Source organism: Candidatus Bathyarchaeota archaeon, assembly GCA_026014745.1.
Taxonomy (GTDB): Archaea; Thermoproteota; Bathyarchaeia; order Bathyarchaeales; family Bathycorpusculaceae; genus Bathycorpusculum.
On sequence record JAOZHS010000001.1, the window covers coordinates 183,092 to 209,720 of the forward strand.

Annotated in this window: 30 protein-coding genes, 1 tRNA gene and 1 riboswitch; of the genes, 22 read left to right on the forward strand and 9 right to left on the reverse strand. The window is 47.8% G+C overall.

Going from position 1 to position 26,629, the window contains the following annotated elements; genetic code table 11:
* Positions 1-62: 62 nt before the first annotated feature.
* The 10 genes from NWE92_00975 to NWE92_01020 all read left to right on the forward strand — a co-directional run bounded on the left by NWE92_00975 (position 63) and on the right by NWE92_01020 (position 8,985).
* The gene (locus NWE92_00975) at positions 63-1,451 is read left to right on the forward strand and encodes an NAD(P)/FAD-dependent oxidoreductase (protein ID MCW4028207.1); all 1,389 of its coding nucleotides are present in this window, start codon (positions 63-65) and stop codon (positions 1,449-1,451) included.
* Between the two features lies 1 nt (position 1,452).
* The gene (locus tag NWE92_00980; protein MCW4028208.1) at positions 1,453-2,199 is read left to right on the forward strand and encodes a hypothetical protein; all 747 of its coding nucleotides are present in this window, start codon (positions 1,453-1,455) and stop codon (positions 2,197-2,199) included.
* A gap of 69 nt (positions 2,200-2,268) precedes the next feature.
* Positions 2,269-2,808: a hypothetical protein gene (locus NWE92_00985; GenBank protein ID MCW4028209.1), complete on the forward strand. Its 540-nt coding sequence runs from the start codon at positions 2,269-2,271 to the stop codon at positions 2,806-2,808.
* Positions 2,808-3,785 (forward strand): SPFH domain-containing protein, encoded by a 978-nt coding sequence (locus NWE92_00990; protein ID MCW4028210.1) that lies wholly within the window; start codon positions 2,808-2,810, stop codon positions 3,783-3,785. Before NWE92_00985 ends, NWE92_00990 begins: the two co-directional genes overlap by 1 nt.
* A gap of 8 nt (positions 3,786-3,793) precedes the next feature.
* Positions 3,794-4,135, forward strand: coding sequence for a hypothetical protein (locus NWE92_00995; GenBank protein MCW4028211.1), 342 nt, complete (start codon positions 3,794-3,796; stop codon positions 4,133-4,135).
* Positions 4,136-4,209: 74 nt separating this feature from the next.
* The gene (lysS, locus tag NWE92_01000) at positions 4,210-5,829 is read left to right on the forward strand and encodes a lysine--tRNA ligase (GenBank protein MCW4028212.1); all 1,620 of its coding nucleotides are present in this window, start codon (positions 4,210-4,212) and stop codon (positions 5,827-5,829) included.
* A 99-nt stretch (positions 5,830-5,928) separates the two neighbouring features.
* Complete coding sequence (locus NWE92_01005) at positions 5,929-7,551, forward strand: ATP-binding protein (protein ID MCW4028213.1); 1,623 nt, start codon at positions 5,929-5,931, stop codon at positions 7,549-7,551.
* An 84-nt stretch (positions 7,552-7,635) separates the two neighbouring features.
* Positions 7,636-7,714, forward strand: a tRNA-Arg gene (locus NWE92_01010).
* Between the two features lie 163 nt (positions 7,715-7,877).
* The gene (locus NWE92_01015; protein ID MCW4028214.1) at positions 7,878-8,546 is read left to right on the forward strand and encodes a DUF4386 domain-containing protein; all 669 of its coding nucleotides are present in this window, start codon (positions 7,878-7,880) and stop codon (positions 8,544-8,546) included.
* A 13-nt stretch (positions 8,547-8,559) separates the two neighbouring features.
* Complete coding sequence (locus tag NWE92_01020) at positions 8,560-8,985, forward strand: hypothetical protein (GenBank protein ID MCW4028215.1); 426 nt, start codon at positions 8,560-8,562, stop codon at positions 8,983-8,985.
* Positions 8,986-9,322: 337 nt separating this feature from the next.
* Here NWE92_01020 and NWE92_01025 read toward each other — a convergent pair whose 3' ends face one another.
* The 5 genes from NWE92_01025 to NWE92_01045 all read right to left on the reverse strand — a co-directional run bounded on the left by NWE92_01025 (position 9,323) and on the right by NWE92_01045 (position 13,931).
* Positions 9,323-11,671 (reverse strand): PQQ-binding-like beta-propeller repeat protein, encoded by a 2,349-nt coding sequence (locus NWE92_01025; GenBank protein MCW4028216.1) that lies wholly within the window; start codon positions 11,669-11,671, stop codon positions 9,323-9,325.
* Between the two features lie 59 nt (positions 11,672-11,730).
* Positions 11,731-12,345, reverse strand: coding sequence for a DUF116 domain-containing protein (locus NWE92_01030; GenBank protein ID MCW4028217.1), 615 nt, complete (start codon positions 12,343-12,345; stop codon positions 11,731-11,733).
* A gap of 65 nt (positions 12,346-12,410) precedes the next feature.
* On the reverse strand, positions 12,411-12,677 hold the full coding sequence (locus NWE92_01035) for a hypothetical protein (GenBank protein ID MCW4028218.1): 267 nt from the start codon (positions 12,675-12,677) through the stop codon (positions 12,411-12,413).
* Between the two features lie 26 nt (positions 12,678-12,703).
* On the reverse strand, positions 12,704-13,651 hold the full coding sequence (locus tag NWE92_01040; GenBank protein ID MCW4028219.1) for a transcription initiation factor IIB: 948 nt from the start codon (positions 13,649-13,651) through the stop codon (positions 12,704-12,706).
* 16 nt (positions 13,652-13,667) lie between these two features.
* Entirely contained in the window at positions 13,668-13,931 is a 264-nt protein-coding gene (locus NWE92_01045; protein MCW4028220.1) for a Gar1/Naf1 family protein, read from the reverse strand.
* Positions 13,932-14,095: 164 nt separating this feature from the next.
* Between NWE92_01045 and rpl7ae the strand changes: the two genes are divergently transcribed.
* The 10 genes from rpl7ae (at position 14,096) to NWE92_01095 (ending at position 21,738) form a co-directional block, all read left to right on the forward strand.
* On the forward strand, positions 14,096-14,476 hold the full coding sequence (gene rpl7ae / locus NWE92_01050) for a 50S ribosomal protein L7Ae (GenBank protein MCW4028221.1): 381 nt from the start codon (positions 14,096-14,098) through the stop codon (positions 14,474-14,476).
* Positions 14,476-14,694, forward strand: a complete 219-nt coding sequence (locus tag NWE92_01055) for a 30S ribosomal protein S28e (GenBank protein MCW4028222.1) — start codon at positions 14,476-14,478, stop codon at positions 14,692-14,694. Before rpl7ae ends, NWE92_01055 begins: the two co-directional genes overlap by 1 nt.
* A 20-nt stretch (positions 14,695-14,714) precedes the next feature.
* Positions 14,715-14,912 (forward strand): 50S ribosomal protein L24e, encoded by a 198-nt coding sequence (locus NWE92_01060; GenBank protein MCW4028223.1) that lies wholly within the window; start codon positions 14,715-14,717, stop codon positions 14,910-14,912.
* Positions 14,913-15,010: 98 nt separating this feature from the next.
* Positions 15,011-15,313 (forward strand): hypothetical protein, encoded by a 303-nt coding sequence (locus NWE92_01065; GenBank protein MCW4028224.1) that lies wholly within the window; start codon positions 15,011-15,013, stop codon positions 15,311-15,313.
* 152 nt (positions 15,314-15,465) lie between these two features.
* Positions 15,466-16,503 (forward strand): 4-hydroxy-tetrahydrodipicolinate synthase, encoded by a 1,038-nt coding sequence (dapA, locus tag NWE92_01070; protein ID MCW4028225.1) that lies wholly within the window; start codon positions 15,466-15,468, stop codon positions 16,501-16,503.
* On the forward strand, positions 16,496-17,290 hold the full coding sequence (gene dapB, locus NWE92_01075) for a 4-hydroxy-tetrahydrodipicolinate reductase (GenBank protein MCW4028226.1): 795 nt from the start codon (positions 16,496-16,498) through the stop codon (positions 17,288-17,290). Before dapA ends, dapB begins: the two co-directional genes overlap by 8 nt.
* A 63-nt stretch (positions 17,291-17,353) precedes the next feature.
* Positions 17,354-18,412, forward strand: a complete 1,059-nt coding sequence (gene asd / locus NWE92_01080; protein MCW4028227.1) for an aspartate-semialdehyde dehydrogenase — start codon at positions 17,354-17,356, stop codon at positions 18,410-18,412.
* Positions 18,413-18,450: 38 nt separating this feature from the next.
* A complete protein-coding gene (lysA, locus tag NWE92_01085) occupies positions 18,451-19,740 on the forward strand; it encodes a diaminopimelate decarboxylase (GenBank protein ID MCW4028228.1) in 1,290 nt (429 codons plus the stop codon).
* On the forward strand, positions 19,740-20,576 hold the full coding sequence (gene dapF, locus NWE92_01090; protein MCW4028229.1) for a diaminopimelate epimerase: 837 nt from the start codon (positions 19,740-19,742) through the stop codon (positions 20,574-20,576). The genes lysA and dapF overlap by 1 nt, the downstream gene beginning before the upstream one ends.
* A gap of 1 nt (position 20,577) precedes the next feature.
* Positions 20,578-21,738: an LL-diaminopimelate aminotransferase gene (locus tag NWE92_01095; GenBank protein ID MCW4028230.1), complete on the forward strand. Its 1,161-nt coding sequence runs from the start codon at positions 20,578-20,580 to the stop codon at positions 21,736-21,738.
* Here NWE92_01095 and NWE92_01100 read toward each other — a convergent pair.
* The gene (locus NWE92_01100) at positions 21,735-21,992 is read right to left on the reverse strand and encodes a hypothetical protein (GenBank protein MCW4028231.1); all 258 of its coding nucleotides are present in this window, start codon (positions 21,990-21,992) and stop codon (positions 21,735-21,737) included. The two genes, NWE92_01095 and NWE92_01100, sit on opposite strands and share 4 nt — an antisense overlap.
* A gap of 241 nt (positions 21,993-22,233) precedes the next feature.
* On the opposite strand from NWE92_01100, the gene NWE92_01105 reads away from it, so the two are divergent.
* Together NWE92_01105 and NWE92_01110 are read left to right on the forward strand one after the other, a co-directional pair.
* On the forward strand, positions 22,234-23,298 hold the full coding sequence (locus NWE92_01105) for a mechanosensitive ion channel family protein (protein ID MCW4028232.1): 1,065 nt from the start codon (positions 22,234-22,236) through the stop codon (positions 23,296-23,298).
* A 166-nt stretch (positions 23,299-23,464) separates the two neighbouring features.
* Complete coding sequence (locus tag NWE92_01110; protein MCW4028233.1) at positions 23,465-24,514, forward strand: sodium:calcium antiporter; 1,050 nt, start codon at positions 23,465-23,467, stop codon at positions 24,512-24,514.
* Between the two features lie 116 nt (positions 24,515-24,630).
* Here the strand turns inward: NWE92_01110 and NWE92_01115 are convergent, their stop codons facing one another.
* The 3 genes from NWE92_01115 to crcB form a co-directional block, all read right to left on the reverse strand.
* Positions 24,631-25,563, reverse strand: coding sequence for a methylenetetrahydromethanopterin dehydrogenase (locus tag NWE92_01115; GenBank protein ID MCW4028234.1), 933 nt, complete (start codon positions 25,561-25,563; stop codon positions 24,631-24,633).
* A gap of 140 nt (positions 25,564-25,703) precedes the next feature.
* Entirely contained in the window at positions 25,704-26,015 is a 312-nt protein-coding gene (locus tag NWE92_01120; GenBank protein ID MCW4028235.1) for a DUF190 domain-containing protein, read from the reverse strand.
* Positions 26,012-26,401 (reverse strand): fluoride efflux transporter CrcB, encoded by a 390-nt coding sequence (crcB, locus tag NWE92_01125; GenBank protein ID MCW4028236.1) that lies wholly within the window; start codon positions 26,399-26,401, stop codon positions 26,012-26,014. Before crcB ends, NWE92_01120 begins: the two co-directional genes overlap by 4 nt.
* A 14-nt stretch (positions 26,402-26,415) precedes the next feature.
* Positions 26,416-26,493: riboswitch (Fluoride riboswitch) on the reverse strand.
* Between the last annotated feature and the right edge of the window lie 136 nt (positions 26,494-26,629).

The window sequence follows — 26,629 nt, forward strand, 5'->3', positions numbered from 1 at the left end:
GGCACTAACAAATATATTGCACCTGTTATATGTAATTCAGGGTTCCAGGGGAGAGATTTCCTTTGAAATATGATGTGATAATTGTAGGCGCAGGCCCCGCAGGCATATTCTCAGCATTAGAATTAACCCAGAACACAAACCTAAACGTACTCGTCCTAGATAGAGGGCAAGAAATCGACAAACGCAAATGCCCCTCTAAACGAGGCTTTGAATGTGTCCATTGTGAACCTTGCGCTATTCTTTCCGGCTGGGGCGGAGCAGGCGCCTACAGTGACGGCAAACTCACCTTATCCACCGAAGTCGGCGGCTGGCTAAACCAGTATGTCTCACACAAAGAATTAGCTGATTTAGTCAAATACTGCGACGAAATCTACCTCAAATTCGGCGCAAGCGAAACCGTATATGGCACCGTAAATGAGGAAGTTGAAAAAATAGAAAAAGAAGCCTCCCTTGCAGGATTAAAACTCATCAAGCAAGAAGTCCGCCACATGGGCACCGACAAATGCCTCGAAGTCCTAAAACGCATGTTCAAAGCGCTCGAGGGCAAAATAACCTTCAAACCCAAAACAGACGTTAAAGGCTTAATCGCTGAAAACCACGTTATCCAAGGCGTTGAAACCACAAACGGCGACAAATACTACGCCAAATACGTCATTATTGCCCCCGGCAGAGGCGGAGCAGAATGGCTCCAGACCGAAGCCCAAATTCGCGGGTTAAAAACAGTTAACAACCCCGTCGACATCGGCGTTCGTGTGGAAGTTTTGGCGTCTGTTATGGAGAGACTCACCAAAGTTCTCTATGAACCTAAACTGATCTATTATTCACGGCAATTCGATGACCAAGTTCGCACATTCTGTGTTTCACCCTACGGCGAAGTTACAACCGAATCCTACGATGGCGTCTTAACTGTTAACGGCGGAAGCCAAGCTGAAAGCAAGACTAGCAACACAAACTTCGCTATACTGGTCAGCACCTCCTTCACTGAACCCTTCAAAGAACCCATCGCTTATGGCAAATACATCGCGCGACTCAGCAACCTGCTTAGCGGCGGAGTCATGGTTCAACGTTTAGGCGACTTAACTGCAGGCAGACGCTCAACCCCTGAACGGCTAGCACGAAGTGTAGTTCAACCAACCCTCAAGAATGCCACGCCCGGTGACTTAAGTTTCGTCTTGCCTTACCGATATTTATCTGACATACGTGAAATTCTCCAAGCCCTCGACGTAATCGCCCCCGGCGTCCACTCACGTGACACGCTACTCTACGGTGTCGAAGTCAAATTCTACAGCAGCCACCTCCAACTTAACGACGCCTTGGAAACCAAAATCCAAAACATGTTCACCATCGGCGACGGCGCAGGCGTCACACGCGGACTCATTCAAGCTTCAGCTTCAGGCGTTATCGTGGCTAGAGAAATCCTAAAACGAGAAAAGCTGCTGAAGGCAAAGTAGCATGACGGCGGTAGCTAAGGCAATCCGTTGTTCCCACTGCGGTGCCCCCGTCGAATTCAAGCCGGGCGAAATCATAGCTACCTGCAAATACTGCGGCTTCACCACCGTCATCGAAACGGGTCAAGCCTTCAACTTCGAACATTCTCTTCTTCTTAACGTCTACACTCCAGAGCAGATGGATAATCTCATCCGTGACTGGATGCGTTCGGGATTTATGAAACCTGGCGACTTCGCCAAAAAATCCAAAATATCCGAAAAAACCCTCACTTACCTTCCCTTCTGGGTTGTCACCGTTGAAGCCTCAACCAAATACAAGGGCATCTTTGAGCGGATTGCGCCCCCGATTGTTAAGGAAGGCGAAATCAAAAAAGAATACAACTGGCTTGTGTTGGCGCGGGCAGCTTCTGATTTTCCCACCCGTGAATATGATGTGCCTCTCTCGGGCAAGGTTCCCTATGATTTTCGCAAAATCGAAGGCTTCGCCAAGCTGCTAAACAGCGAAATGGAACGCGACCAAGCTGTCGAAATTGCTCGCCAACAGATTGATGCTCATCATCGGTTTTTGCTTGAGCAAGACATCGACCGTGTGGTAGATGCTGCAACATCGGTGAACCTCAAGCAGATGGTGTATTTGCATGCGCCTGTCTGGTTCATACGCTATGAGTATAGAGGCAGCGCCTATCAGATGCTTGTTGATGGTGCAGTGGGCATGGTTTTGAGGGGCGATATCCCTTCTGGCAAATTTTAGCTGACTTGAATAACCTTTAAAAGCAAGCGCATTTCTATAACGGAATGCAAAAAATAGGGGAAATTCGAAATGAGCGAAAATAAAGATGTGTATGCCCAAGCGAAAAGCCAAATGAGGCTCTCTGAGCGCATAGCCGCGGCGCTTCCCGGTTTCCGTGGATACAAAGAGAAAGAACTGCGGCGAGAATCTGATAAACTCATCCGAAATCACCTTCACCTCAAGTTATCCAAAGATAAAGATAACGTCCGCAGCATCGCCCAAAAAATCGCGGACAAACGCTACCTCGACATCCTGCCCGACATCGACCGCTTAAACGCCAAGATGGACCGCATAACCGAGAAAGTCAACCACGCTTCTTATGGGTACAGCGGCTTCTTTGATGTCGTTAAAATCAAAGAGGAAAACCTTGACCGCATGATTGCCTACGATAACCAGCTCTTAGAAAGCGTCAGCACCCTATCCGACAGCATCGATGCCCTCAAAACCCAACTGTTGAGCGGTGACTATGGTAACCTCAAAGACAAAATCCAAGCCATAGCCGACAAGTTTGAACTCTTCGAGGATGCCTTTGATAAACGATCAGAAATCATCATAGGAGTGACTGCATAATGCCACAAGTAATAGAATGGACCAATGTAGGTTCTGAAGATATTGTCTGGCGCTACCCCAACGAAGACATCACATGGGGCGCACAGTTAATCGTCCACGAATACGAGATGGCGGTGTTCTTCCGCGACGGCAAAGCCTACGACGTATTCGGCGCGGGCAGACACACGCTGACCACCCTGAATTTGCCCCTGCTCACCAGCTTACTTACAAGACTTGTAGGCTTTGGAGGCAACAAACCGTTTAAAGCCACTGTGCTCTTCATCAGCACCAAAGTGTTCGCGGGCAAATGGGGAACAAAGGCACAGACCACCGAACTCGCCCCTCTTCAGACCTATGGGCAATTCTGGTTCAAAGTCGGCGACGCCTCACTCTTCGTTAACGAAGTGGTCGGCGGACAAAACGCTTACACCACACAGGGCGTTAACGATTTCTTACGCGGGTTCCTAAACGAGAAAATCATCGATGAACTCAGCCACTACGACCTCGTTACCGTCTTCACCCGACTCGACGAAACCAGCGTCATCGTCAAAAACAGCCTCATCGACTACTTCAAACGCGTAGGCATCGAACTAACCGATCTGCGATTCGAAGGTATCGACACCACACCCGAGTACCGTGAACGTCTCTTCTGGCTCAAAACTGGCCAGACCGCACCCGGCGACGTGTTACGTATGGAAACCATGAAGAGCGCGGCAGAGTCTCTTGGCAAAGGAGGCGGCTCAGGCGCACTCGGAGCCGGCATGGTGCTTATCCCACAAATCATGAGCCAAACAGGCGCACCACAGGCAGCACCCGCAGCGGCACTGGTCATATGCCCCAAATGCGCAGAGAAAGTCCCCGCAACCAGCAAGTTCTGCCCCAACTGCGGAACCAACCTTACCCCGCCCTCGCAAGGAGCCATGAACTGCCCCAAATGCGGCAAATCCATCCCAGCCAACAGCAAATTCTGTCCTGAATGCGGAACCAAAATCGAATAGGACCACCAATGATGACTGAAAGCAATCGCCAACTCTTAAGCATCGGCGTCCTCATCCTCACAATCGCAGTAGCCGTTGTGCTCTACGTGGCTAGCTTAATCGGCTGGACCCTGATTGTTCCAGTCGTGTTGCTGCTGTTTGGGTTGTGGATGATTGGGCTTGGTGCCATCCGAGCAGGCAAACCCATCAAGTACGAACGTAGCCCCTTCAGCACCGTAGCCATAGGCTGCTGTATAGCCGCTGTGGGAGGCGCATGGTTCCTTTTCAGCTACAACTGGCTCTACTCGCTGATAGTAGTGCTGGTGTTCGTTGCTGTATTGGCAATTGTTGCCGCCCAAAGACGCAAATAGTCTCTTTGAGCCTTTTTTGGCTCTAAACATTTTTCTATACCCCTGCACAGTCACTTTCTACAGAAGGCACGCTAATGAGTGAAGAAACCATAATTGGCCACGGCACATGGTATGACATGATGGCTAAGAAAGTCATCGAACGCGAACAGTCCCTAAACCGCGATATGAGTCGGGTTCGCACAGAAATGGGGTTAGGCGCTTCAGGTTTTCCCCACATCGGCAGCTTAGGCGACGCCAGCCGCAGCTACGCCGTCACGTTAGCCCTCAAAGATATGGATTGTAATTCTGAGTTGATTGCCTTCTGCGACGATAAAGATGGCTTACGCAAAGTTCCCGCGGGGTTGCCGCCAGAGATGGCGCAGAACTTGGAGAAGTATCTTGGTTACTCGGTTTCCACGATTCCTGACCCGTTTGGTTGCCATGAAAGCTACGGTAAACACATGAGTAGCCTACTTCTGGAAGCTCTTGACAAGTGTGGTATCCAATACAAGTATTACTCAGCCAAAGAAGTCTACGATAAGGGCTTACTGCTAAACGAAATTCGTACCCTTCTAACTAACGCTAAACAAGTCGGCGAAATCGTCAAAGAAGAAGTAGGACAAGAAACCTACACTGAAGTGCTGCCGTTTTTTGCAGTCTGCGAAAATTGCGGTCACCTCTACACCACCCGCGCCTACAAGTTTGACCCCAAAACCGACAAAGTAACCTACAAATGCGAAGGCCTAGAAATTCGCGGCAGAAAAATTCCGGGTTGCGGTCATGAAGGTGAAGTTGACATCAAAAGCGGCGAGGGCAAACTCACTTGGAAAAGCGAATTTGCCGCAAGATGGAAAGCGCTTGACATCCGCTTTGAAGCCTACGGCAAAGACATCGCTGACTCAGTCCGCATAAACGACCGCATCTGTCGGGAAGTCCTCAAATTTGAGCCTCCCAGCCACGCCAAATATGAGATGTTTCTTGATAAGGGCGGAAAAAAAATCAGCAAATCTGCTGGTAACGTGTTTACGCCGCAGGTGTGGTTCCGTTATGGGTCGCCGCAGTCTTTGTTGCTGTTGATGCTTAAGCGGTTCGTTGGCACCCGCAGCCTCGACGTCTCAGATATTCCATCATACATGAATGAGCTTGATTCTCTTGAGGAAGTTTACTTTGGTAAGAAGCAGGTTAGCGAAAAAGAAGCTCTCCGCCTAAAGGGGCTTTTCCTCTACTGCAATGTCATGAAGCCCCCCGCCAAACCCAGCATCCATGTCCCCTACAACCTCTTGGCGTTTCTGGTCAAGATGGCGCCCAAAGAATGCCTAAACGACTACGTCGCAGAGAAGCTCCAAAGCTACGGTTACCTCCAAAAGAACCAGCCCCTTGATGCGGGGTTGCTGCAACGCATCACCTTTGCGGTGAATTGGACAGCGGACTTTGAAGACATCAAAGAAACCGAAGTGGAACTTACAGCGGAAGAGAAAAAGGCCCTCACCGAGTTGGTTGCAAAGCTGCAGGCTGAAGATGACCCCGACAAAATCCAAAACGCCATCTTTAACTCCGCCAAAGACAACGGCATAAAACCCGCCGCGTTCTTTAAGCTGCTCTACTCCATCTTGATGGGTGCGCCGCAGGGTCCACGTCTTGGTCCCTACGTTTTGGCTATGGGGAAGCAGAATGTGGTTGCGGCGTTGGAACGGGTGCTAAGTAAAAGCGCCTAAACTTTTTCCTTTTTGAGTGGATGTGTTCTTAGCAAAACCCTTAACTCTTCTTTTTCTTTATAATGATTAAGTGCAAAGTAGGTTCATTTGGAGGAATTTATGGTTGAGTTGTCAAGACACTCTGCCAAAATAGAACCCTCAACCCATGCTCAAACCGATTTTGCCTTCGAAAATGTGGGTTCTGTTTTTTCGACATGCAAGGTGTCTTTGGATAAGGAACGGCTTCAAAGTATCCTGGAGAACATTCCTTCAGCCGTTATTCTAATTGAGAAACCAGACGCCACCGTAACCTACGCCAATAAACGCGCCATCGAATTATACGGCGTCAACCCCTGCGGGGTCAGCTTAGAGAAACATGTTTCATCGCTAAGGATTTTAACGATGGATGGCCGCGTAAGCCCCACAAAGGAACTTCACATTTATCGAGCGCTGTTCAACGGGGAAACCGTGCGGGATACTCACGTGATTATTGAACGCGCTGATGGTCAACGTTTCATTTTAAACCTCAGCGTTAAACCCCTCTATGATGAGCAGGGTGAAGTCACTGCGGCTATAGCCATATTTGATGATGTGACGGAGCGCGTTAAAACCGAGCAGGCCCTAAAAGAAAGCGAGGAACGCCTAAACATGGCGCAGAAAATCGCGCATGTCGGCAACTGGGAATACTACGTGAAGGAGGACCGCGCGGTTTGGTCTGAAGAACTTTTCTACATTTTTGGTTTAACCCCTCGACCCACCGGTTTGAGTATGGATGAATATTTGGCGTATGTTCATCCTGACGACCGAAAAGCAATGGATCAGCAAATGTTCAATGGAAACCTAATGGCGGCTGCCAGTTTTGATTACCGCATTATCCGAGACGACGGCACAGTGCGTGTACTGCATACTGAGCGGGTAGTTAGAGAAGTCGGCGCCGACAAGAGACCCCTACAGGTTGTGGGTGTAGAGCAGGACATAACGGAGCGCAAAGAAGCCGAACTAAAACTTCAAGAATACGCAAAAAACCTCGAACGCCTAGTCGATGAACGTACCAAACAGCTGCGTGATGTGGAACGTCTAGCCGCGATTGGGCAAACCGCTGGCATGATTGGGCATGACATCCGCAACCCTCTGCAGGCTATTGCGGGCGAGTTGTTTTTGATGCGGCAAGATGTCGATACATCTTCCGATAGCGAATGCAAATCAAGAATGCAAGAAAGCCTAACCTCAATACAGCAACAAATTGACTACATAAACAAGATTGTCTCTGACCTTCAAGATTATGCGCGACCGCTGCAGCCTGAACTTACCGAAGTGGATCTCTGCACAACTATCCCTCGACTGCTAAATTCCGTTTATGTCCCCAGTAACATAGATGCTGTGGCTCGATGCGACGCGCGCCTCCCGAAAATAAAGTTGGACTTAACTTTTTTGAAGCGTATTTTGGTTAATTTGGTTACTAACGCTATTCAAGCCATGCCAGACGGCGGGAAACTCACTATCAAAGCCACCCAACAAAAAGACACCGTATCAATAGCGGTGATTGACACGGGCGTGGGCATCCCCGATAGCATTAAACCTAAACTTTTCCAGCCGCTTATGACCACCAAATCAAAAGGGCAAGGTTTCGGTTTAGCGGTGGTTCGGCGGCTGGTGGAAATTATGGGCGGCACCATCACGTTTGAGAGCAAAGTCGGCAAAGGCACCCAATTCATCCTAACTTTTCCCAAACAATCAACCTAACCGTGGAGTTTGCGACCACTATTCTTAAGTTTAGGCAAAGTATTTACTTCTCTGCGCCCTAAAATTGTGGGCACACACCCGAGTGGGCTCGTCGTCTAGTACGGATTATGACACCGGCCTGCGGAGCCGGAGGTCCTGGGTTCAAATCCCAGCGGGCCCGCCAACTTTACTTTTTCAAGAGAAAAAGGCTTTGATTAATCTTTTAGGTGCGCCCGATTACCCTGCTAAGAAAAGTTTATTAGCGCTATATAGCGAAATGAAAGAGCCAAGGTATCTTTACGACAACAAACTTACTTGCAGATTTATCACCCTGTAAAACCGCAAGAATGGCGGGGCTTTTTTACCTCATTTTCATCTTAACTACTGTTTTCGCCTCGTATATTCGAGGAAATATTATTGTGACCGGAGACGCAGCAGTCACAGCTAACAATATTGTGGCTTCTCAAGGGCTATTCCGGGTCGGTTTTGTAACCGAGCTAGTATCTGCAGTGTTTTTCGTTTTAGCGGCATGGGCGTTATACGTGTTGTTAAAACCGGTTAACAAAAACCTGGCTTTGCTGTTCTTGTTATTAAACTTGGGCGGTGTCGCTGTAGAGTGCCTTAATGCGCTAAATCTGTTTGCTGCCCTTCAAGTTTTGAGCGGCGCTAATTACTTAACCGCGTTTCAAACAGGTCAACTGCAAGCCATGGCAATGTCATTTCTCGATTTATACACAAGTGGGTTTGCAATCGCCCAGATATTTTTTAGCGCTTGGTTACTTCCCCTTGGATACTTAGTTTATAAATCTGGCTTCCTTCCTAAATGGTTAGGCTTACTGTTAATCCTTGATTTCTTCGGTAACATGAGTTGGTTTTTGCAGGTTTTCCTTCTCCCCGACTACAGAATATTATCTTATCCAGGAAATGCGATCAGCTTCATTGCGGAAATTGCTCTAACTGTGTGGCTTTTGATTATGGCTGTGAAGGAACAGAAATTAAATGACAACCCCCACTGAAGGTAAGCGCCAAATGTCATCTGGGATTTACAAGAAGACGTTAACATTAGCTCTCGCGGGCGGCTTGGCCTTCTGGGTAGCTACCCTCGCAATTTCTTTAACTCCCACCGCTGCAGATTACAGAGTTGCAGAGTCAATTGCCAGCATCCAATTAGTCTGGGTTGGTGGCCTTATTATTGGCTTGATTATGGCGGGCATCATCAGCTATATCTTGGTCCGATTTCACGGCAAGATTCCAATAAAGAATCCGATCTTGAAATCGTTGATCCTTAGCTTCATTGCACTACTGATTCTGCTGCTCGTAATCGAGGTTCCCTCAGCATTAAGGACAGGCGACGCTTCGTATTACTTCCTCATTGGAGTACTGCTTAACGTGCCAAGGTTTCTCGTTTTTGGAATAGTTGTTGGCTATCTATACAAAAGACTAGACTCAGCCTAATTTTGGTCTGGTTTTGAACCTTTTAGGTTTGTATCTCGGCGACTACAAACTCTACAATTTGAAAATGCATCACTATCCAGCGGACTCTCAATCCCCTTGTCTGCTTTTGGTGGTTTCAAAACGATTCCTGTTTGGGTTTGCCGATTTACGCTACGATTGTACGGTAGGCTTTCTGTTCCCAATCTATTTGGTGCCTATTTGGATGCTATTAGTGGTTCTATGCAGAAACCTAAGGGGGGGTAGGGTCCTATTGACGCAGAAACATCCCCTTAACATGTTGAAAACCAGTAAAAACCCTCTTTTGAGGCAGTTGGGTCATCTAGTATCCGTAGGCCTCTTACCCTTTCACGACCGCCTTATTTTGTCTACGCTGGTCCAGTCGCTCCCACACCCGATAGATGAAGCTGCCAATCGCAAACGCAAAAGCGGGCAAGACGGGTAGCACGTACCAGTATATTTTTGTCTGCGCCACCGTGAACAGCCCCAACACCACAACCATCCAAACAACCAACAACAAATCAGCTTTAACCCGCTTAACCACCGCACTATACACGCATAAAGCCCCCGCAAACGGCAATAGAACTATCCATAGGAGGTTTTCTCTGGTAGCCAAATAATTGAAGTAAAACAGGTAATCCCCCGAGTGCCCCTCTAGTGGGGTGACTGTGCGGGAGAATACGCTGTAGACGAAGTAGCAGTCCCAGAATTCAAAAAAACGCCAATTCATGTAGAGCACGTAGGGCGCAAAAATGAGCAACGCTACACCCCAAAACAAAATAAACCGCTTCGTAAAGATGAACCGCGGGCTTTTGGTAGAGACGGCATAGTACACTCCGGTTATGAGCGGAATCAGCAATGCTTCAATCTGTTTAGTCATCAACGCTAACCCAAAACACACCCCCGCCAAAACAGCGTAACGGTTGCTGTGGGGGTTTTCTTGGCTTTGCAGCATCAAATACACGCTGGCTAAAATGAAAAACAGCAGCGGACCATCCGTCATGGCGTGAGTCGCGAACGCAAAAAACGTCAAAAACGAACCCAAAACCACCACCGATAACAACCCAACCGTGCCGTTGTAGAGTTTTTTACCCAAAAAATACCCGGCAACCAGCGACAAAACCCCAAACAGCAAACTCCAAATGCGCGCCGCAAAGTTCGTGACGCCAAAAACCTGATAAGACAAAGCCATCAGCCACATAAGCAACGGCGGCTTCCCCGTCCAAATACCGAGTCCACCATCAGTCCATGGCAGCAAATAATCGCCGCTTCTAACCATATGATACGCCATCTGAGAATAGGTCTGCTCATCAGCCAACCACAACGGACCCCACCCCAACACGACAAACCCAGCAACCACAAAAACCCCGATAGCTATGGCGCACAATAAACCACTGTGGGTGACAATCCATGGCTGGGTCTTGTCTGTGGGGGTTAGCTTTGGTGGCTTGTTTGTTATTTTCCCGTAGAGTGACCTTGTAACCAATACAACTGCTACCGTTGCAACTGCTAATGAGATTCCGTCAAAGAGCAGTGTTCCCCACGCCACGCTTGTCGGCGGTGTAATTGCGGGTGGTGTTGTTGAGTTGTAGATTGTCAGGGCGTATAGGTGGTAGTCATGGGAGCCCACAAAAAGCGTGTTATTTACAATGGCGGGCGAGGAATCCACAGCTTCACAAGTGGCGTAAGTCCATTTTATCTGTCCTGTCGAAGCGTTGAAGCAGTATATGTTGTAATCTTTTGAGCCCACATACAAGTAGCCGTCTGCGAGGCCAGGGGAGGAACAAACCCAATAACCTGTTGCCGTCTGCCAAAGCTTCTCGCCGTTGGTTGCGTTAAAGCAGTAAACGCAATTATCCTCTGAACCAACAAAAACGCATCCATCCATGGCGGCTGCAGAAGAAACAATTGAACCATCGGTTTGATACTTCCAAATCTGCCTGCCCGTGGCAGCATCTAAACAAAAAAATGTTCCATCGTATGAACCGACATACACGCAGCCCCCGAATATGCAAGGTGTGTTGCCTAAACTGCCTGTGAACTGACGCCAAATCTCCCTGCCACTGGACACATTAACTGCGAAAACGTCACGGTTGCAAACAAAATAGACAACCCCCTCAAAGATAGCAGGCGACGAATTCACCCTCGCATCAGTTGGAAAACTCCAGAGCACATCGCCATTAGAAGCGTTCAAACAATAAAGACCCTGCAAACCCGAACCAACAAAGACACACCCCCCATAAACCTCAGGCGACGAAAACACTGCCCCCCCAACCGACGAAACCCACACAGGTTTGCCGCTCGAAAGGTTCATACAGTAAACGTTGCCGTCAAAACACCCCACAATGCCCGTTCCGTTAAAGATGGTTGGTGACGAATTCACCTCATGTCCAACTGGGTAACTCCAAACTAATTCTCCAGTAGACACGTTTAGACAATAGATTTTGCAGTCTTTAGCGCCCACCAAAACCACGCCTTCAGCTACCGCGGGAGAAGACCAAACTGCACCGTTCATGCTGTGAATCCACAACGTTTTGGCTGCGTTGCTTGAGCTGTTGGTGCCGTTTGCGCCGCTACGGTTCGTGTCATAACGAAAGGTTGTCCAGTCTTGGGCGCTTGCAGCAAAAAAAGTGCTGGATGCTAAAACAAGAACCAATAAACTAAGCAGCAACCACCCGTGTTTCCGCATAGTTATCCTTAACAGGCAATCATAGCATCAGAGATATTAAATATGCTAAAAATCTTACTCTATAGCACTTTTACAAGGGTTTCCATGTTGAAGAGCGTGTTCGCACAGCCGTTCTTAATCAGCGGTATGCCTTGACCAGCGACATCCATGCTGTTAAGCAAATGCCCCATCAATTTCATTTCTTCACCGCACGCAACCCCCACTATGCCCTCATAGTGTGTAGATTTTAGAATCTTGGGTATGCAGGAGCCGCCCGGTAGAACAAAAACGTCATAGCCTTTACTTTGAGCGTAGACTTCTGCCTTATTCACTAAGCAGTCCTCTGAGCAGTGTCCACAGACATAGGAGGGGATGTCTGAGTTGAAGTTTGCTTTGCATCGGCTATCCATGTATTTACGGGAACAATGCGGCAGAAAAAGCGCCCGTTTTTTGGTTGCCGCGAATTTTCCTCTCTCGATTATGTTTACAGCCTGCAAATCAATAAGGTCCTCAAGTAGTACCATGGCATCCGCGAGGTTGAGTCCTGTGGCTTCTTGGATGCGGAACTTTATGATTAAGTCATTTGCGTGTTTGAGGAAAGTTTTATGCATGCCCTTTTGGTAGCTAAGCAGTGTGAGTTCAGTGAAGAAGAACCGTGGGACCTTGGAAAGGTCGAACGTGAACTTATAGGGCATAAGTTAGGATATCACTTATCCCGCTTAAAAAAGTGCCTATGTATCTAACTTGAATGGTTTTTTCGCTATTTTTTCAGGTTGAAACCTAAAACGTCTTTAATTGATTCGAGTTCCTCTCGAAGTTGTTTTACTTCTGCCTCCAAATCGCTTGCACGCGATTGGGCATTCTGCTTAAGCACCTCTAAACTGGTCTGAAATTGCGGTTCTGTGCTCCATATTTCGAGGCTCTCATGTAGATTAACTAAAAGTTCTTTTAGCTCCAACTCGACCTCTTTGAGCTTACAAACGGCATCTTTAAGGCTAAGTTTGTCAGAGTCTTGTGGTTTAGCCATCGCGCTGTCACAAAAAATAAAGATGGTTAGATACTGATGTCAAACATCAGCCGTTCAACCAGTTCCTTGTAGCGGTTTCGGATGGTGACTTCAGTAACCTGCGCGATCTCAGCGATTTCCCGCTGCGTTTTGCGTTCTCCCGTCAACACTGAAGCTACATAGCTTGCGGCTGCCGCGATGCCTGTGGGTCCTCTGCCAGAAGTGAGTTTGAGTTCTTTTGCCGTGGCTAAGATTTTGTGCGCGATTTCTTCCACTTTGCCCTGCATGGTGAGTTGGTTGGAGAATTTAGTTATGTATTGGCTGGGGCGAAGCGGCGGGATAGAGTAGTTTAATTCGCGGATAAGGAAACGATAGCTGCGACCAACCTCTTTTTTGTTAACGGTAGATGCCTGTGCAATCTCGTCGAGGGTACGCGGTAACCCGCATTGTCTGCACGCCAGATAAATCGCTGCGGAGGTGACACCCTGAATGGACCTGCCTCGGATAAGGCGTTCTTTGACTGCTTTGCGATAAATCACTGAGGCAGTTTCAAGGATGTTTTTAGGCAAGTTTAGGTTGTTGGAGATTTTAGTAATCTCAGAAAGTGCAAACGCCAAGTTTCGCTCAGTCGCGTCGGAGACGCGGATGCGGCGTTGCCACTTTCTTAGGCGATAAACTTGGGCTTTCTGACCCGGTGAGAGGCTTTTGCCGTATATGTCACGGTCATGCCAATCAATGGTTGTTGATAAGCCTTTATCATGGATAGTGTACGTTAGAGGTGCGCCAACGCGAGTTCTTTTTGAGCGTTGTTCATCGTCGAAAGCTCGCCATTCGGGTCCGCGGTCAGCGATTTTTTGCTGCATAACAAATCCGCAGTCCATGCAGACTTTTTCTGCAGCTTCATAGTCACGCATAAGTCTGGTGCTTCCGCATTCAGGGCAAACTTCCGTCTTATGATGTTCTGACCTTGACGCGGCGGCTTGTTCTGACTCCATTTCTTCATGTAGCTTGCTATCTCTGCTCATTCTCTCTGCTACTCCGTTTCGTTTTCGAGAGAAGCAAGTACAACGGTTTATTCAGTAGCCTAGCAGGGTCCTTAACATTCGTCTTTATTACGGCATATGGTGCTGAGACTGGCCCGATGATATCAAAAACTTTTCCGACAACGTTTAGGTTTTCGTCGACAACTTCTGAACCGAGTTGAGGTGGTTTTTCAGCTTTAACTATAACGTTTCGTGAAGGAGATACATTTGACGCTCTGCCCAATTTTTGCAAACGCAATTCCCCTCTCGAAAAACATGTACGAGAACGTGACTGCGGATTTAAATGTTTCTGGGGGTACATATGCGGCAACTTTAGACGAGACTTTTACAGTAGAAAGCTTCATAAACAAGAAGTGTGGATAAACTTGTGCCTTAACAAGGGTGAGGCTAAGAACTATGTCTAAACCATTCTATGTAAAATATGAAGTTCCAAAAGAAATCGTGGATGCAGCCTATGAAGCCCTAACGATTGCTTCAAAATCAGGATCCGTTAGGAAAGGAACCAACGAAGCCACTAAAGCAGTAGAACGTGGCCAAGCAAAACTTGTCGTTATAGCTGAAGATGTTGACCCACCAGAAGTCATTGCGCACCTACCGCTCCTCTGTGACGAACGAAAAATCACTTACGTCTTTGTTCCAAGCAAAGAACAACTCGGCAAATCCATCGGCATCGACGTCCCCTGTGCAGCAGCCTGCATTATGAGAGAAGGCGAAGCGGCAGGACTCATAAAAGAAATCGTGACACGCATCGATCAGGTTAAACGAGGAACTCAGTAATGAGTAAAGAAGTAGCCGAAGAACTAATTCCCTCTGAGGTTATACAGATCATCGGTCGCACAGGCGTAACTGGCGAAATCACGCAAGTCCGCGTCCGCATTATGGAAGGCAAAGATAAAGGCAGAATCATCACGCGCAACGTTAAAGGACCGGTCCGCGTACAAGACATACTGATGCTCCGCGAAACTGAAAGGGAAGCAAAGAAAATCACACGATAAAACTATAAGGAGAAATTGTCATGCCAAAACCGAGAAAATGTTCATTCTGTGGTGCTGATTTCCCAGCTGGCACAGGCATGATGTACGTTAAGAACGACGGCTCAATCCTCTGGTTTGACTCAAGCAAATGCAAGAAAAGCAGCTTAAGCTTCAAACGTGACGCACGCAAGCTGAAATGGACTCAGTACTTCGGTAAAGAAGAAAAAGGCAAAGGGTAAATCGCATCTCTACGCTTTCCAACCATTTTTTCATTTTTAATTTGTTTTTAACTGAAAACTTATCTTCTAGCTCCTCAATCAACCGTTTAGGTGTAGCTTTGCCGTTTCTGTTCGCGAAAAAGGAAGTCTTCCAATGGCTCAAAGATGGCAAAAAAACCATCGACATCCGAAAAGGCTCCCCTAAATCTGGCGAGTTGGCGGTTTTTCAGTCAGGGCCGTCTTCTTTGAAGTTTAGAGTGGTGAAGGTCGTGTCGGGTCGGCTCTCCGAGGTTTTGTTGGAGGATAATTATCGTTGGATTATTCCTTCGGCGGGTTGTTTGGCGGAGGCGTTTGCGTATTTTGAGCGGCTTTATGGGGATTGCGGCGGGATTTTTACTGCGTATTATCTTGGGGCAGTGTAGCTTTTCGCTCTGTTTTTTGCGGAAAGCAGTTGTTTGACGTGTGATTTACTCAGTAATGGCATTATTGGATGCGGTTTTCGGAAAAATAGTGTGTAAAACGTAATGCTTAAATATCCAGTTCGTTACACAAATCACTGCAAGAGGCATAAAAAATGGTCACATTCAGTGGTTGTTACACTGCATTAATAACCCCCATGAACCGCAATCGCCAAGTCGATTACGGAGGCTTACAACAATTAATAGAATTCCAAATAAAAAACGGCGTCAAAGGCATACTCGCCGTTGGCACCACTGGTGAATCCCCAACCTTAGATTGGAGCGAACACAACAAAGTAACAGAAAAAACACACGAATACGCAAACGGAAAAGCCATAACCATTGCCGGAACCGGCAGCAACTCAACCCAAGAAACAATCGAAGGCACCCAACACGCCCGCGACTTCGGAGTAACCAACGTACTCCTCGTCGACCCCTACTACAATGGACCCAGCTCACTGGAAATACGAAGAGAATACATCGCGCCCGTAGCCCAGCGCTTTCCAGATGTCCAAGTTATACCTTACATAATCCCTGGCAGAACAGGAACCCAACTGCTCCCCCCCGACTTAGCCGCACTTCACGCCGAATTCCCCAATGTGCGCTGCGTCAAGGAAGCAACAGGCGACCTCAAAAACATGGAGTTAACACGACAACTTTGCGGAGACGACTTCGACATCCTAAGCGGCGACGACGACAAAACCCTCACCATGATAATTTCCCCTGACATCCGCGCTAGTGGCGTAATATCTGTGGTTTCAAACATCGCACCGCGTGCCATGTCTGACATGGTACATTACGCGTTGACTGGCAACGAGGAAGCCGCAAACGTAATTTCCCAAGCCCTGCAGCCGCTGTTTAACATCGTCACGGTAAAGACCACTGAGCAAACCCCCTACGGACCCGTAGTATGCAAGGCTCGAAACCCCTTGGCTTACAAAACACTAATGGCTGTATTGGGTATGCCTGCAGGACCCTGCCGCCAACCACTGGGCAAAATGACTCGTGCAGGACTCGAAATTGTATTGAGTAGCACACGCAAAGTTTACGAGGCAAACCCACAGATTCTCGATCCAATAGCTGACGCGTTTGATGTAAACCTACAAGATCGTCTCTACAACGAGCGGTATCTGGAGGGATTAACCTATGCTTAAACTCTGTGTCGCTGGCGCAGCGGGCAGAATGGGCAACGCCATCATAGCAGAAGCAACCGCAAAAGGCTACCAAATCGTAGGTGCCATCGAAGCTCCTAACTCTCCCGCTATCGGCAAAACTCTTCGCCAACTTGGATTATGCAGCTCTGACACAGTCATACAAAGCTCTGACATGCTAAGCCAAGCTCTAAGTGAAGCTAACACCTATGTCAGTTTCACTGTACCTGCCGCTGAACTGGTTAACATCCCCATTGTTGCGGGACTTGATAAACGCATAATCTTGGGCACCACAGGCTTTACCCCCGAGCAAAATAGGCAAATCGTTGCGGCGATGTCGGGCAAAGTTCCCGCAGTGTTTTCGCCTAACTTCAGTGTTGGCGTTAACATACTCTTCAAACTAGCTGAAGCCCTCAAAGCTTTCCCAGCGGGTTACGATTTCAGCCTAAGTGAAATTCATCACACAGGCAAAAAAGATTCCCCCAGCGGAACCGCCAAAAAAATAGAACAGATCATCATGCAAGCCCGCGGTTACACCAAAACCGTCTACGGTCGCGAAGGCATAAGCCCAAGGCAACCTGGCGAGTTAGAGTCAGTTGCGTTACGTGCAGGCGGTGTCCCAGGAATCCACAACATCGTAGTCGCAGGACCCAACGAGATGCTCCGCATAGAACACATCGCGTTTAACCGCAGCGTGCTTGCACAGGGCGCTGTGTATGCAGCAGAATGGTTAATTCACCAAACAGAGCCTAAAGTTTACAATATGGCGGATGTTTTGGGTTTAACTTAACCGTTTAGTTACCATTACCTTTTTTATATTGGAACACTAAAAGAAAGCAAGGAAGAAAAAGTCATGTCAAATAAGCGTAAAGTCGCCATCTTAGGCGCAACCGGAGCCGTTGGACAACGCTACATCCAACTATTGCAAGAGCATCCCTGGTTTGAAATCTCGGTACTCGCAGCTTCTGAGCGGTCAGCAGGCAAAAAATTCAAGGACGCCTGCACTTGGCTGATGGAGACCGATATGCCTAAAGAAATCGCAGAAATGCCTGTAGCAAACATCGACGTAGCATCAGCAGAAAAAACAGGCGACTTTGACCTCGTATTCACCTCATTACCTGGTGACTTGGCAGGTCCTGTGGAAGCAGAGTTTGCCGCCAAGTATCCAGTATTTAGTAAGGCGAGCGCACACCGCATGGACAAAGATGTGCCGCTGATAGTGCCTGAAATCAACCCTGACCACGCAGAGTTAGTGAAGATTCAGCAGAAAAAGCGTGGCTGGAGTGGCTATATCACCACTGACCCTAACTGCAGCACCATCGGTCTCGTTATCACCCTCAAACCCCTAGTCCAATTCGGGCTAAAACAGGTGACGGTTACAACTATGCAGGCCTTAAGTGGCGCAGGCTATCCTGGCGTTCCTTCGCTTGATATCATTGACAATGTTGTCCCCTTCATTTCAGGCGAAGAGGACAAGATGGAGACTGAACCCCGAAAAATCTTGGGTGCCTTTAACGGTGAAGCCATCGATTTTGCAGATTTCCAGATGAGTGCAAGCTGCAATCGCGTCAACGTTAAAGACGGTCACTTAGAATCCGTATACGTGAAGCTAGACCAAGAACCATCGCTTGAACAAGTGGAAGCTGCATTCGAAGGCTTCAAAGGTGTTCCACAAATGCTCAAGTTGCCCTCTGCACCTGCTCAACCAATCATTGTTCGCCATGAAAAGAACCGTCCCCAACCACGCTACGATCGAGATGCAGGTTCAGGAATGAGTGTTGTTGTCGGTCGTTTACGTAAGGATCCGATTGTGACGCTAAAATATCTGTGTCTAAGCCACAATACTGTTCGGGGAGCTGCAGGCGGCGGTATCCTTAGTGCGGAGCTCTATGTCGCTAAAGGCTTAGCTTAACTTTCATCAATTATCATTTACGTGTTTGGTGAAGTGTGATGGTCAAGAGAAAACTTCGTGAACCCTTAGAAAACCGCAAGGGCAACCTCTATTTTGACGGTTACTCAGCCAAGGAGCTAGCCGAAAAATATGATACGCCCTTGTATGTGATTAGCGAGAAGCGTATCCGCGACAACTACACTCGCCTCTACAACGCCCTAGTAAACGAATACAAGTATGTACGTATATACTACGCCGCCAAGGCAAACACTAACCTAACGGTGCTGCGGATTTTGCAGTCCGAAGGCGCTTACCTAGATACCGTGAGTCCTGGCGAAGTCTTTATGGGGCTAAGCAGTGGTTTCACTCCTGACCGCATTCTCTTCACAGGTACCAGCGTACGCAACGACGAATTAACTTTCCTTGCGGGCGCAGGCATCACCGTAAACATTGACTCGCAATCAGAACTCGACAGGTTGCTAAAAATCTCGGTCCCTCCGATGATTTCGGTTCGCGTGAACCCCGAAGTCGGCGCTGGACACCATAGCCACTGCATCACCGCAGGTGCCGAGTCAAAGTTTGGGCTCTGGGAAGAAGAAACCATCCAAGCCTACGCTATTGCTCAACGAGCCCGTGTAGGCCGCTTCGGTATCCACATGCACATTGGCTCAGGCATACTTGAGTTGGAGCCGTATGTTGCAGCTGTCGAGAAGTTTCTTAGCATTGCTAAGCGGGTTCATGATGAAGTGGGCATTGACTTTGAATTTGTCGATTTAGGTGGCGGCTTAGGTGTGCCCTACAAGCCCGAAGACAAAGAATTAGATGTTGCAGAATTCGCGAAGAAAGTAGTTGGCAACTTCAAGAGTAAAGTCAAGGAATATGGCTTAGGTAAGCCGTTTCTATGTATCGAACCCGGTAGATACCTAGTATGCGACGCCAGCGTCCTCCTTACAAGCGTTAATACGGTGAAGGTTACGCCTTCTCGTCAATTCGTCGGCGTAGATGCAGGATTCAACACTCTGGTGCGCCCCACCATGTATTGCTCCTATCACCAGATTTTGGTCGCTAACAAACTTGACGCCGCCGACAAAGAGACCTACGATGTGGTGGGTCCAATCTGCGAGTCAGGCGACGCCTTAGCCAAAGAACGCAAACTCCCCTCCATTGAAGAAGGTGACCTCTTAGCGGTGCTAAACGCTGGCGCCTACGGTTTTAGCATGAGTTCACAGTACAATTCACGTCCCCGTGCAGCCGAAGTGATGATCCGAAACGGCAAAGACGTACTGGTCCGAAAGCGTGAAGAACTGGGCGATTTGATGAATAGCCAAAAGATACAGAGTGAAACCTGATGCGTTTTTGGAAGATGCACGGATTAGGCAATGACTACCTTGTCATCGATAACCGTAAGGGACAAATCAGCGATATTCAAGCATCTGTTTTAGCGGAGAGGCTATGTGAACGGCGTTTCTCGGTTGGCGCAGACGGCTTGCTGCTCGTTTACCCGTCAGAGGTTGCGGATGTGAAGATGCGGATTTTCAACGCCGACGGCAGCGAAGCTGAAATGTGCGGCAACGGCATACGCTGTTTCGCTAAATTCTGTTTCGAAAATGACATCGCCTCTAAGCGGGAGTTCTCGGTTGAGACGCTTGCAGGCATAAAGCATGTTCAGTTAACTCTTAGCGACGGCGAAGTTTCCGCTGTCACAGTGAATATGGGTGCTCCTAATTGGCAACGCAGCGCGCTCCCGATGGTCGGCGAAGGTACTTGCATAAATCAGGATTTGGATGTTAACGGTGAAAGCTTTAAGGTAACCTGTTTATCCATGGGTAACCCTCACTGCGTAACCTTTGTCGAGGATGTCACCAAATACCCCGTGGAAAAAATCGGTCCAATCATAGAACACCACCCAGCGTTTCCCCGCAGAGTTAACGCTTGCTTTGGCCAAGTTTTGGGTCGTAACGAAATGAAGGTTCGGGTTTGGGAGCGGGGATGCGGCGAAACCCTTGCGTGTGGAACAGGAATTTGTGCCGCCGTCGCGGCAGCCAACAAACTCGGCAAGGTGGATGGCAAAGTTATTGTTCATGCCCTCGGCGGAGACCTGCAAGTTGAAGTTTCAGACACGATTCTGATGTGTGGGGCAGCTGAGAAAGTATTCGAAGGTACACTATTCAAGGAGACAATCTGATTTGACATTTGAGTATGCAGAACGCATCAAGCGGTTACCACCGTACTTGTTCGCTGAAATAGAGAAAATCCAAAAAGAAAAGAAAGCACAGGGCGTTGATTTGATTTCTTTGAGCATTGGCGACCCCGATTTGCCGCCGCCCTCCTTCATCGTTGAAGCCCTAAAAGAGGAAGCTGCAAACAAAAAGAACCATAATTACTCTTTTAGCCAAGGTGAACCTGACTTTCGTGAAGCCGTTGCAGGTTGGTACAAAAAACGATTCGGCGTAGACATAGCCCACGACCAAGTTGTCGCTTTGTTAGGCTCCAAAGAGGGCCTCGCAAACATCGCTCGTGCATTCATCAACCCAGGTGACCACGTGTTGGTTCCTGACCCCTCCTACCCTGTCTACGCAAACGGCAGCACTATCCTCTGCGACGGACAAGTTACGCCCCTTCCGTTACTTGAAGAGAATAATTTCAAGCCTGACTTGCAAGCAGTGGATGCCCGACGGGTTAAGATGATGTTTCTCAACTACCCCAACAATCCTACCGCTGCAACAGTGGACCTCAAATGCCTCCAAGAAGCCGTGCAGTTCGCCAAAAAAAACAACATAATCCTCTGCTACGATAACGCCTACTCAGAAATCACCTACGACGGCTACCAAGCCCCCAGCATCCTCCAAATCGAAGGCGCCATGGACGTAGCTATCGAGTTCCATTCGCTATCCAAAACATTCAATATGACTGGTGACCGCATCGGATTCGCTGTAGGCAACACTCAACTGGTAAATGGCTTAGCAAAAGTGAAATCCCAAATCGACTCTGGACCACCAGTTTATACGCAGAAAGTCGCCGTTAAAGCACTTGCATCCTACACGAGCAACCAACCACCCGAGTTCCTACGCAAAAACAACCAGACGCTACAAGAGCGCCGCGACCTCCTTGTCGAAACCCTTTGCAAAATCGGCTATGAATGCGAAGCGCCAAAGGCAACTTTCTATGTTTGGGTAAACTGTAAGGGTGACTCTATGAAGTTCGCCGCTAAACTGCTTGACGTGGGCGTGGCAGTGACGCCGGGCGTTGGGTTTGGCAAATACGGTGAGGGCTTTGTGAGAATTACGTTTACACAGCCCAAAGAACGCATAGAGGAAGCTTGCCGCCGAATAGCCGCGGCTTTCTAAGTTTTTTCTTTTTTGTTTTTTTGTTGCCATTCTACTTGGAGTTTCTCGGCAAGGTTGCCGTCTTCTAAGATGAAGGCTCCCCGGTAACCGCAGTTTTTGCAATCCCACACTGACCAGAGTTGAGGCATACCCTGCGCCCAGTAGACGTCGGTGGAGCCACATCTGGGGCAAAACTTTGCAGAAAAGAGCTTTTTCTTTTCTTTCTTGCCAGCAACCTTGGACATCAGTGTTTCCTCAACTATAACTTGTTCCAAAAAAATAAAAGATTTTACTACTTTTCGGGTTTTTGCTTTTTACTTTATTTTGAGAGGGGCACCTCTGCGGTATCTATGGCGGCACAAGCAGGGTTAGATTGAGGTTATAGCCCCTTAGCGTTATGTCCGGTCTTTTACAAATAAACAAAACACACCGCAAGTTAGCCACATTGGGGTTTTCTTTTCTTGAGTAGAATCTAGCGAGGACTTAAATATAATGAGACTATAGGAAAAACGCAAGATGGCTACTCTCACCGAAACTTTCCAGCAAATACTGCACTTAAACGCGGGAACAGCCGAGATTTTGGCGTCTTTGGTGCTCTTTGCCTTAGTCGCCTTCGTCGGATGGGGAAGTTACTTAGTGTTCAACAGGTACTTTTCCAAGTGGGCAGCCAAAACCACAACCACCCTCGACGACGACATACTGTCCGCCGTAAAAATAATCATAGTCATCATGATAGCCGTAATCGGCATAGAATACGCCCTTCAGCCCCTATCCATACTCCAACCCTACAGTGACACAGTGTCAGGAATATGCATGGTTCTTGAAATCTTATTAGGCGCCTACGCAGTTACCCGCGTCTCAAACATAGTGGCTGACTGGTACGCAAGCCGAACCGCACTTATCGCTGGAAAAAACAGCCACCACCTCCTCTTTATCCTCAAAAAAGTCATACAAATAATCGTCTACGTAGCCGCATTCCTCTTCATCCTGTGGATGTTCAACGTAGACCTCACCGGCGCAATGGTCGGGTTAGGAGTCGGAGGCATCGCCATAGCCTTCGCCCTACAAAGCACACTTAGCGACTTCTTTAGCGCATTCTCCATCTACTTTGACCGACCCTTCGAAATCGGCGACTTCATCGTCGTCGGAGAATACAGCGGAACAGTCAAAAACATCGGCATCCGCTCCACAAGACTCCAACTGCTCCAAGGCGAAGAACTTGTAATTTCCAACAAAGAACTCACCTCCGGCAGCGTCCGAAACTTCCGAAAACTCCAAAAAAGACGCATCGTATTCACCATCGGCGTAACATACGATACGTCATCTGAGAAACTCCAAAAAATCCCCCTTATACTGCGCGGAATCATCGAGAATACAGCAAACGCAGAGATAGAGCGCGTGCATTTCACCGAATTCGGTGACTTTGCCTTAAAGTTCCAAGTCAGTTACTACGTCAAGGTGCCTGACTATGGCGTTTACCTTGATATCCAGCAAGCCATTAACTTTGCAATCAAAGAAGTCTTTGAAAAAGAAGGCATAGAGATGGCGTTCCCAACTAGCACCGTCTACCTCAAAAAATAAGCCCCCACCTCTTTTTGATAACTTTCCGCCCCAAAGGCGGCAGAGGCAGTTTGAGGTAAAATAAAAAATAACTGGTGGTTAACTTTCTGGTGGGCAAACAGTCAAGGTAACACTTAAATTATAAAATGGTTTTTTAACCCTGAAAAACTTCAGGGAGAAGAGCCTCTTGGCGGACTTGTTTAGCATAGACTTCCTCATAAACATCGTTATCATAGCGGTAGCGATAGTTGTGCTAAACCTCACAAGCGACGTAGTCATCAAATACGCCACAAAAATCGCAGCCATAACCCGGCTGGGCAAAACATCGGTGGGGTTCACGTTGATTTCTCTCTCGACCACCCTGCCCGAATTGACAGTTGCCTTATCCGCAGCCCTATCCGGCGGAGCCGCACTTTCAATTGGGAACGCGATAGGCTCCAACGTCTTCAACATTTCAGCCATACTGGGCATCGGAGCCGTCATTTTAGGGCTAAACGTCTTCCTTAACGGGAAAAGAAAAAAGCCCAACCATGTTGACAGCACCAATATTATTCCGAATTTTGAATCCTCCGAATTAAGCAACATAGAATTCGGCTTATTCGTTGCGTCAGTTGTGCCTTTAGCGCTCCTATACGTTTCTCCGCAAGCAGCCTGGTTTGTAGGCTTAATACTGCTAGGGGTTTTTGTGGTTTACCTTTATCGATTAACCAAAGTTAGAATAACAACTGAACCATCAGATGCCGAAGTAACCGCGCAAGAGAGAGGAAAACTCAAACAGTTTATCCTCTTCACTGTTTTGGGTGCTTTGGGTGTCGTGATTAGCGCGAACTTTATGGTTGATTCAGCAATCTCCATCGCAACAGCGGTTGGGGTGCCTCAACAGGTAATCGGCGCCACCATTGTAGCGTTGGGCACAAGCCTCCCCGAATTAACCATAGGCGTAAAATCTATCCTACGGGGTCACCCCAACTTGACCTTGGGTAACATCATTGGGGCAGCTTTCTTCAACACTACCCTGATTTTAGGTGTAACCCTGTTTGTGCCTACTTTGATTGGTTCAACCTTAATGCTTGATATGCAGGTTTACTTGAACCTGATTGTGTTCTCCATAATCATAAACACATTCTTCTGGTTCTTCCTGTCAAGAAAAAAGATCACTTGGAAAGAGGGCACCGTACTCTTAATCATCTACGCGCTCTTTATCATCACAACTTTAACAACGGGTCTTGGTCTCTAAAACTGCGGCATCTACTTCAGAGACCCTCCCTAAATAGAGTATAACCAAAATCCTACTTAAACCAAAAACAAATATGCTTACTGAAAAAACTAAAAAGAAAAGATAGATGTGGCTGCTTATTTTGCAGCGGCTTTTGCTAATTTCTTAAGAATCTGCTCTTTGGCGATGGTGTAGGCGATTGCGTAGTCGAAGAGTCCCTGTGGTTCAGCAGCGGCGCGCTTAATCATTTCGACTTCGGTTTTGATTTTTAGTTTGCCGATGGCTAATGCGCCGATGCCAAAGACGCCTGCTTTGAGTTCTATGCCGTCGTCGTTTGGACCTAAGCCTTCAACACCGAGCGGTTTGATGGCGTTGATGTCTCCAACGATTTTGCATTTGGGTGCTTTGTCAAGGTCTGCTTTGGTGAGTAGTTGGATTCCGCCTGCTCCTGCTGCAAGAATGATTTCTGCATCTTTAACTGCTTGAGCGGTTTGCTCTGGTTTTGAAACTTCGACAACTTTGACGCGTTGGGCGCCACATTCAGCGTTGATTTTGTCTGCGACTACTTGGCCTTTTGCTAGGTTGCGGCTGCTGATGGTTACGTCTGCTTTCTCTGCGGCGTAGATGCGTGCGGCTGTTTGACCGACGGGGCCTGTGCCAGCGAGAACTGTGACTTTTTTGCCTTCTAAGCTGCCTAATCCTTTCTCCATGGATGCACCAAAGGTTTTGGCTACTGCGGCTGCGGCTGTGCTGTATCCGCCTCTTGGGTCAACGATTATGCTATTTCCCCATGGAGCCGATTTCATGGCTTTCTGGGTGGCTGCTACGACTTTTTCAACTTCTTCAAAGTTGCTGCCGTTGATGAAGATTTTTGTGTGTGCTGCACCTGCGGGGCCACGTGGGAAGAGCAGGTCGAAAACGATTTTTGGCGCATCTTCGCCTGTGACGTTTTCGAATTTGAATATCATAGAGTCTGGGAATGCGTCGATGGCGACGAGCATGTCAAAGGGGCTGCAATATTTGTCAGTGTCTAGGAAAACGAAAACTGTTTTGAAGGTTGGTTGTGTCAAACTGGTTTCACCTTTGTATTTTTGTGATGCAGTTTAATGATTTAAGACTTTCACCGATATTTTTTGAGTTTCAGGTTCATTTAAAATCAGCTGAAAACCCTGAGGTTTTTACAATATTGCCCTTGACGGCTCAGTTATGGTTAGATTATGTAAGTTTCTTGGATGGTGACTAACCCGTCGTCGCCTACCATTTGCTTAAGTTGAGGCAACAGTGGGTCCAGCTTTTCCTCGGTGTCTATCACTTCGATGATAAGGGGCATATCAACCGATACACCTTCGAGATGTAGAGTGGATTTGCCCCGTTTACCAAACCCATCAACGCCCGTCCAAACGGTTGCGCCTGCGATGCCTGCTTGCATTAGGCAGTCCATAATTAATCCGTGTAACCGTTTGCCGCCGACTTCGTCATTCTTCTTGATTCTGATTGTTAGGTTCCACATTTTCTGTTTCAACGCAAAAACCTCTCCATCAACACGTTACCGAGGGTTTTGCCGCCAAATACCGCAGCCAACGATAACCCCACGTTTGCTAAGATATTGAGTGCCATGAGGCTAAAACGGTTTGCGTCGGCAAGGTTGCTGGTTTCCAGAGCAAACGACGACATCGTGGTGAATGACCCACAGAAACCCACTGCCACAAACAGCGAGTACTGTGAATCCAAATTCAACCCAACCGATAGAATCGAAAATAGCCCCAAAACAAAACTGCCCACAACGTTAACCGCCAACACGTTAACAGGTAATCCAAAGACTGTTGTGGGGGACTCGACTATTCGATAACGGAGATATGCGCCGACTACCGCGCCGACTGCCAAGAGGACAAATTCAAGCCATTTCATAGTGCTTACCTTCTGTTTAGGTAGGCATTATCAGCATCCATCTGGCTGCGGTTCTGGCCTGCGCCACGGCTAATGCCATAGCCACCCCCGTTGAGGCTAAAAAAGCTATTAAACTTTGTCAGAAAAACCAGAACTTCCAACATTCCACACAAAATGTCTCTTGGATTGTTTTGTTGGTTGCTGTCTTGTGGAATAAACAATCCTATATACCTCATAGCCGAATATTGC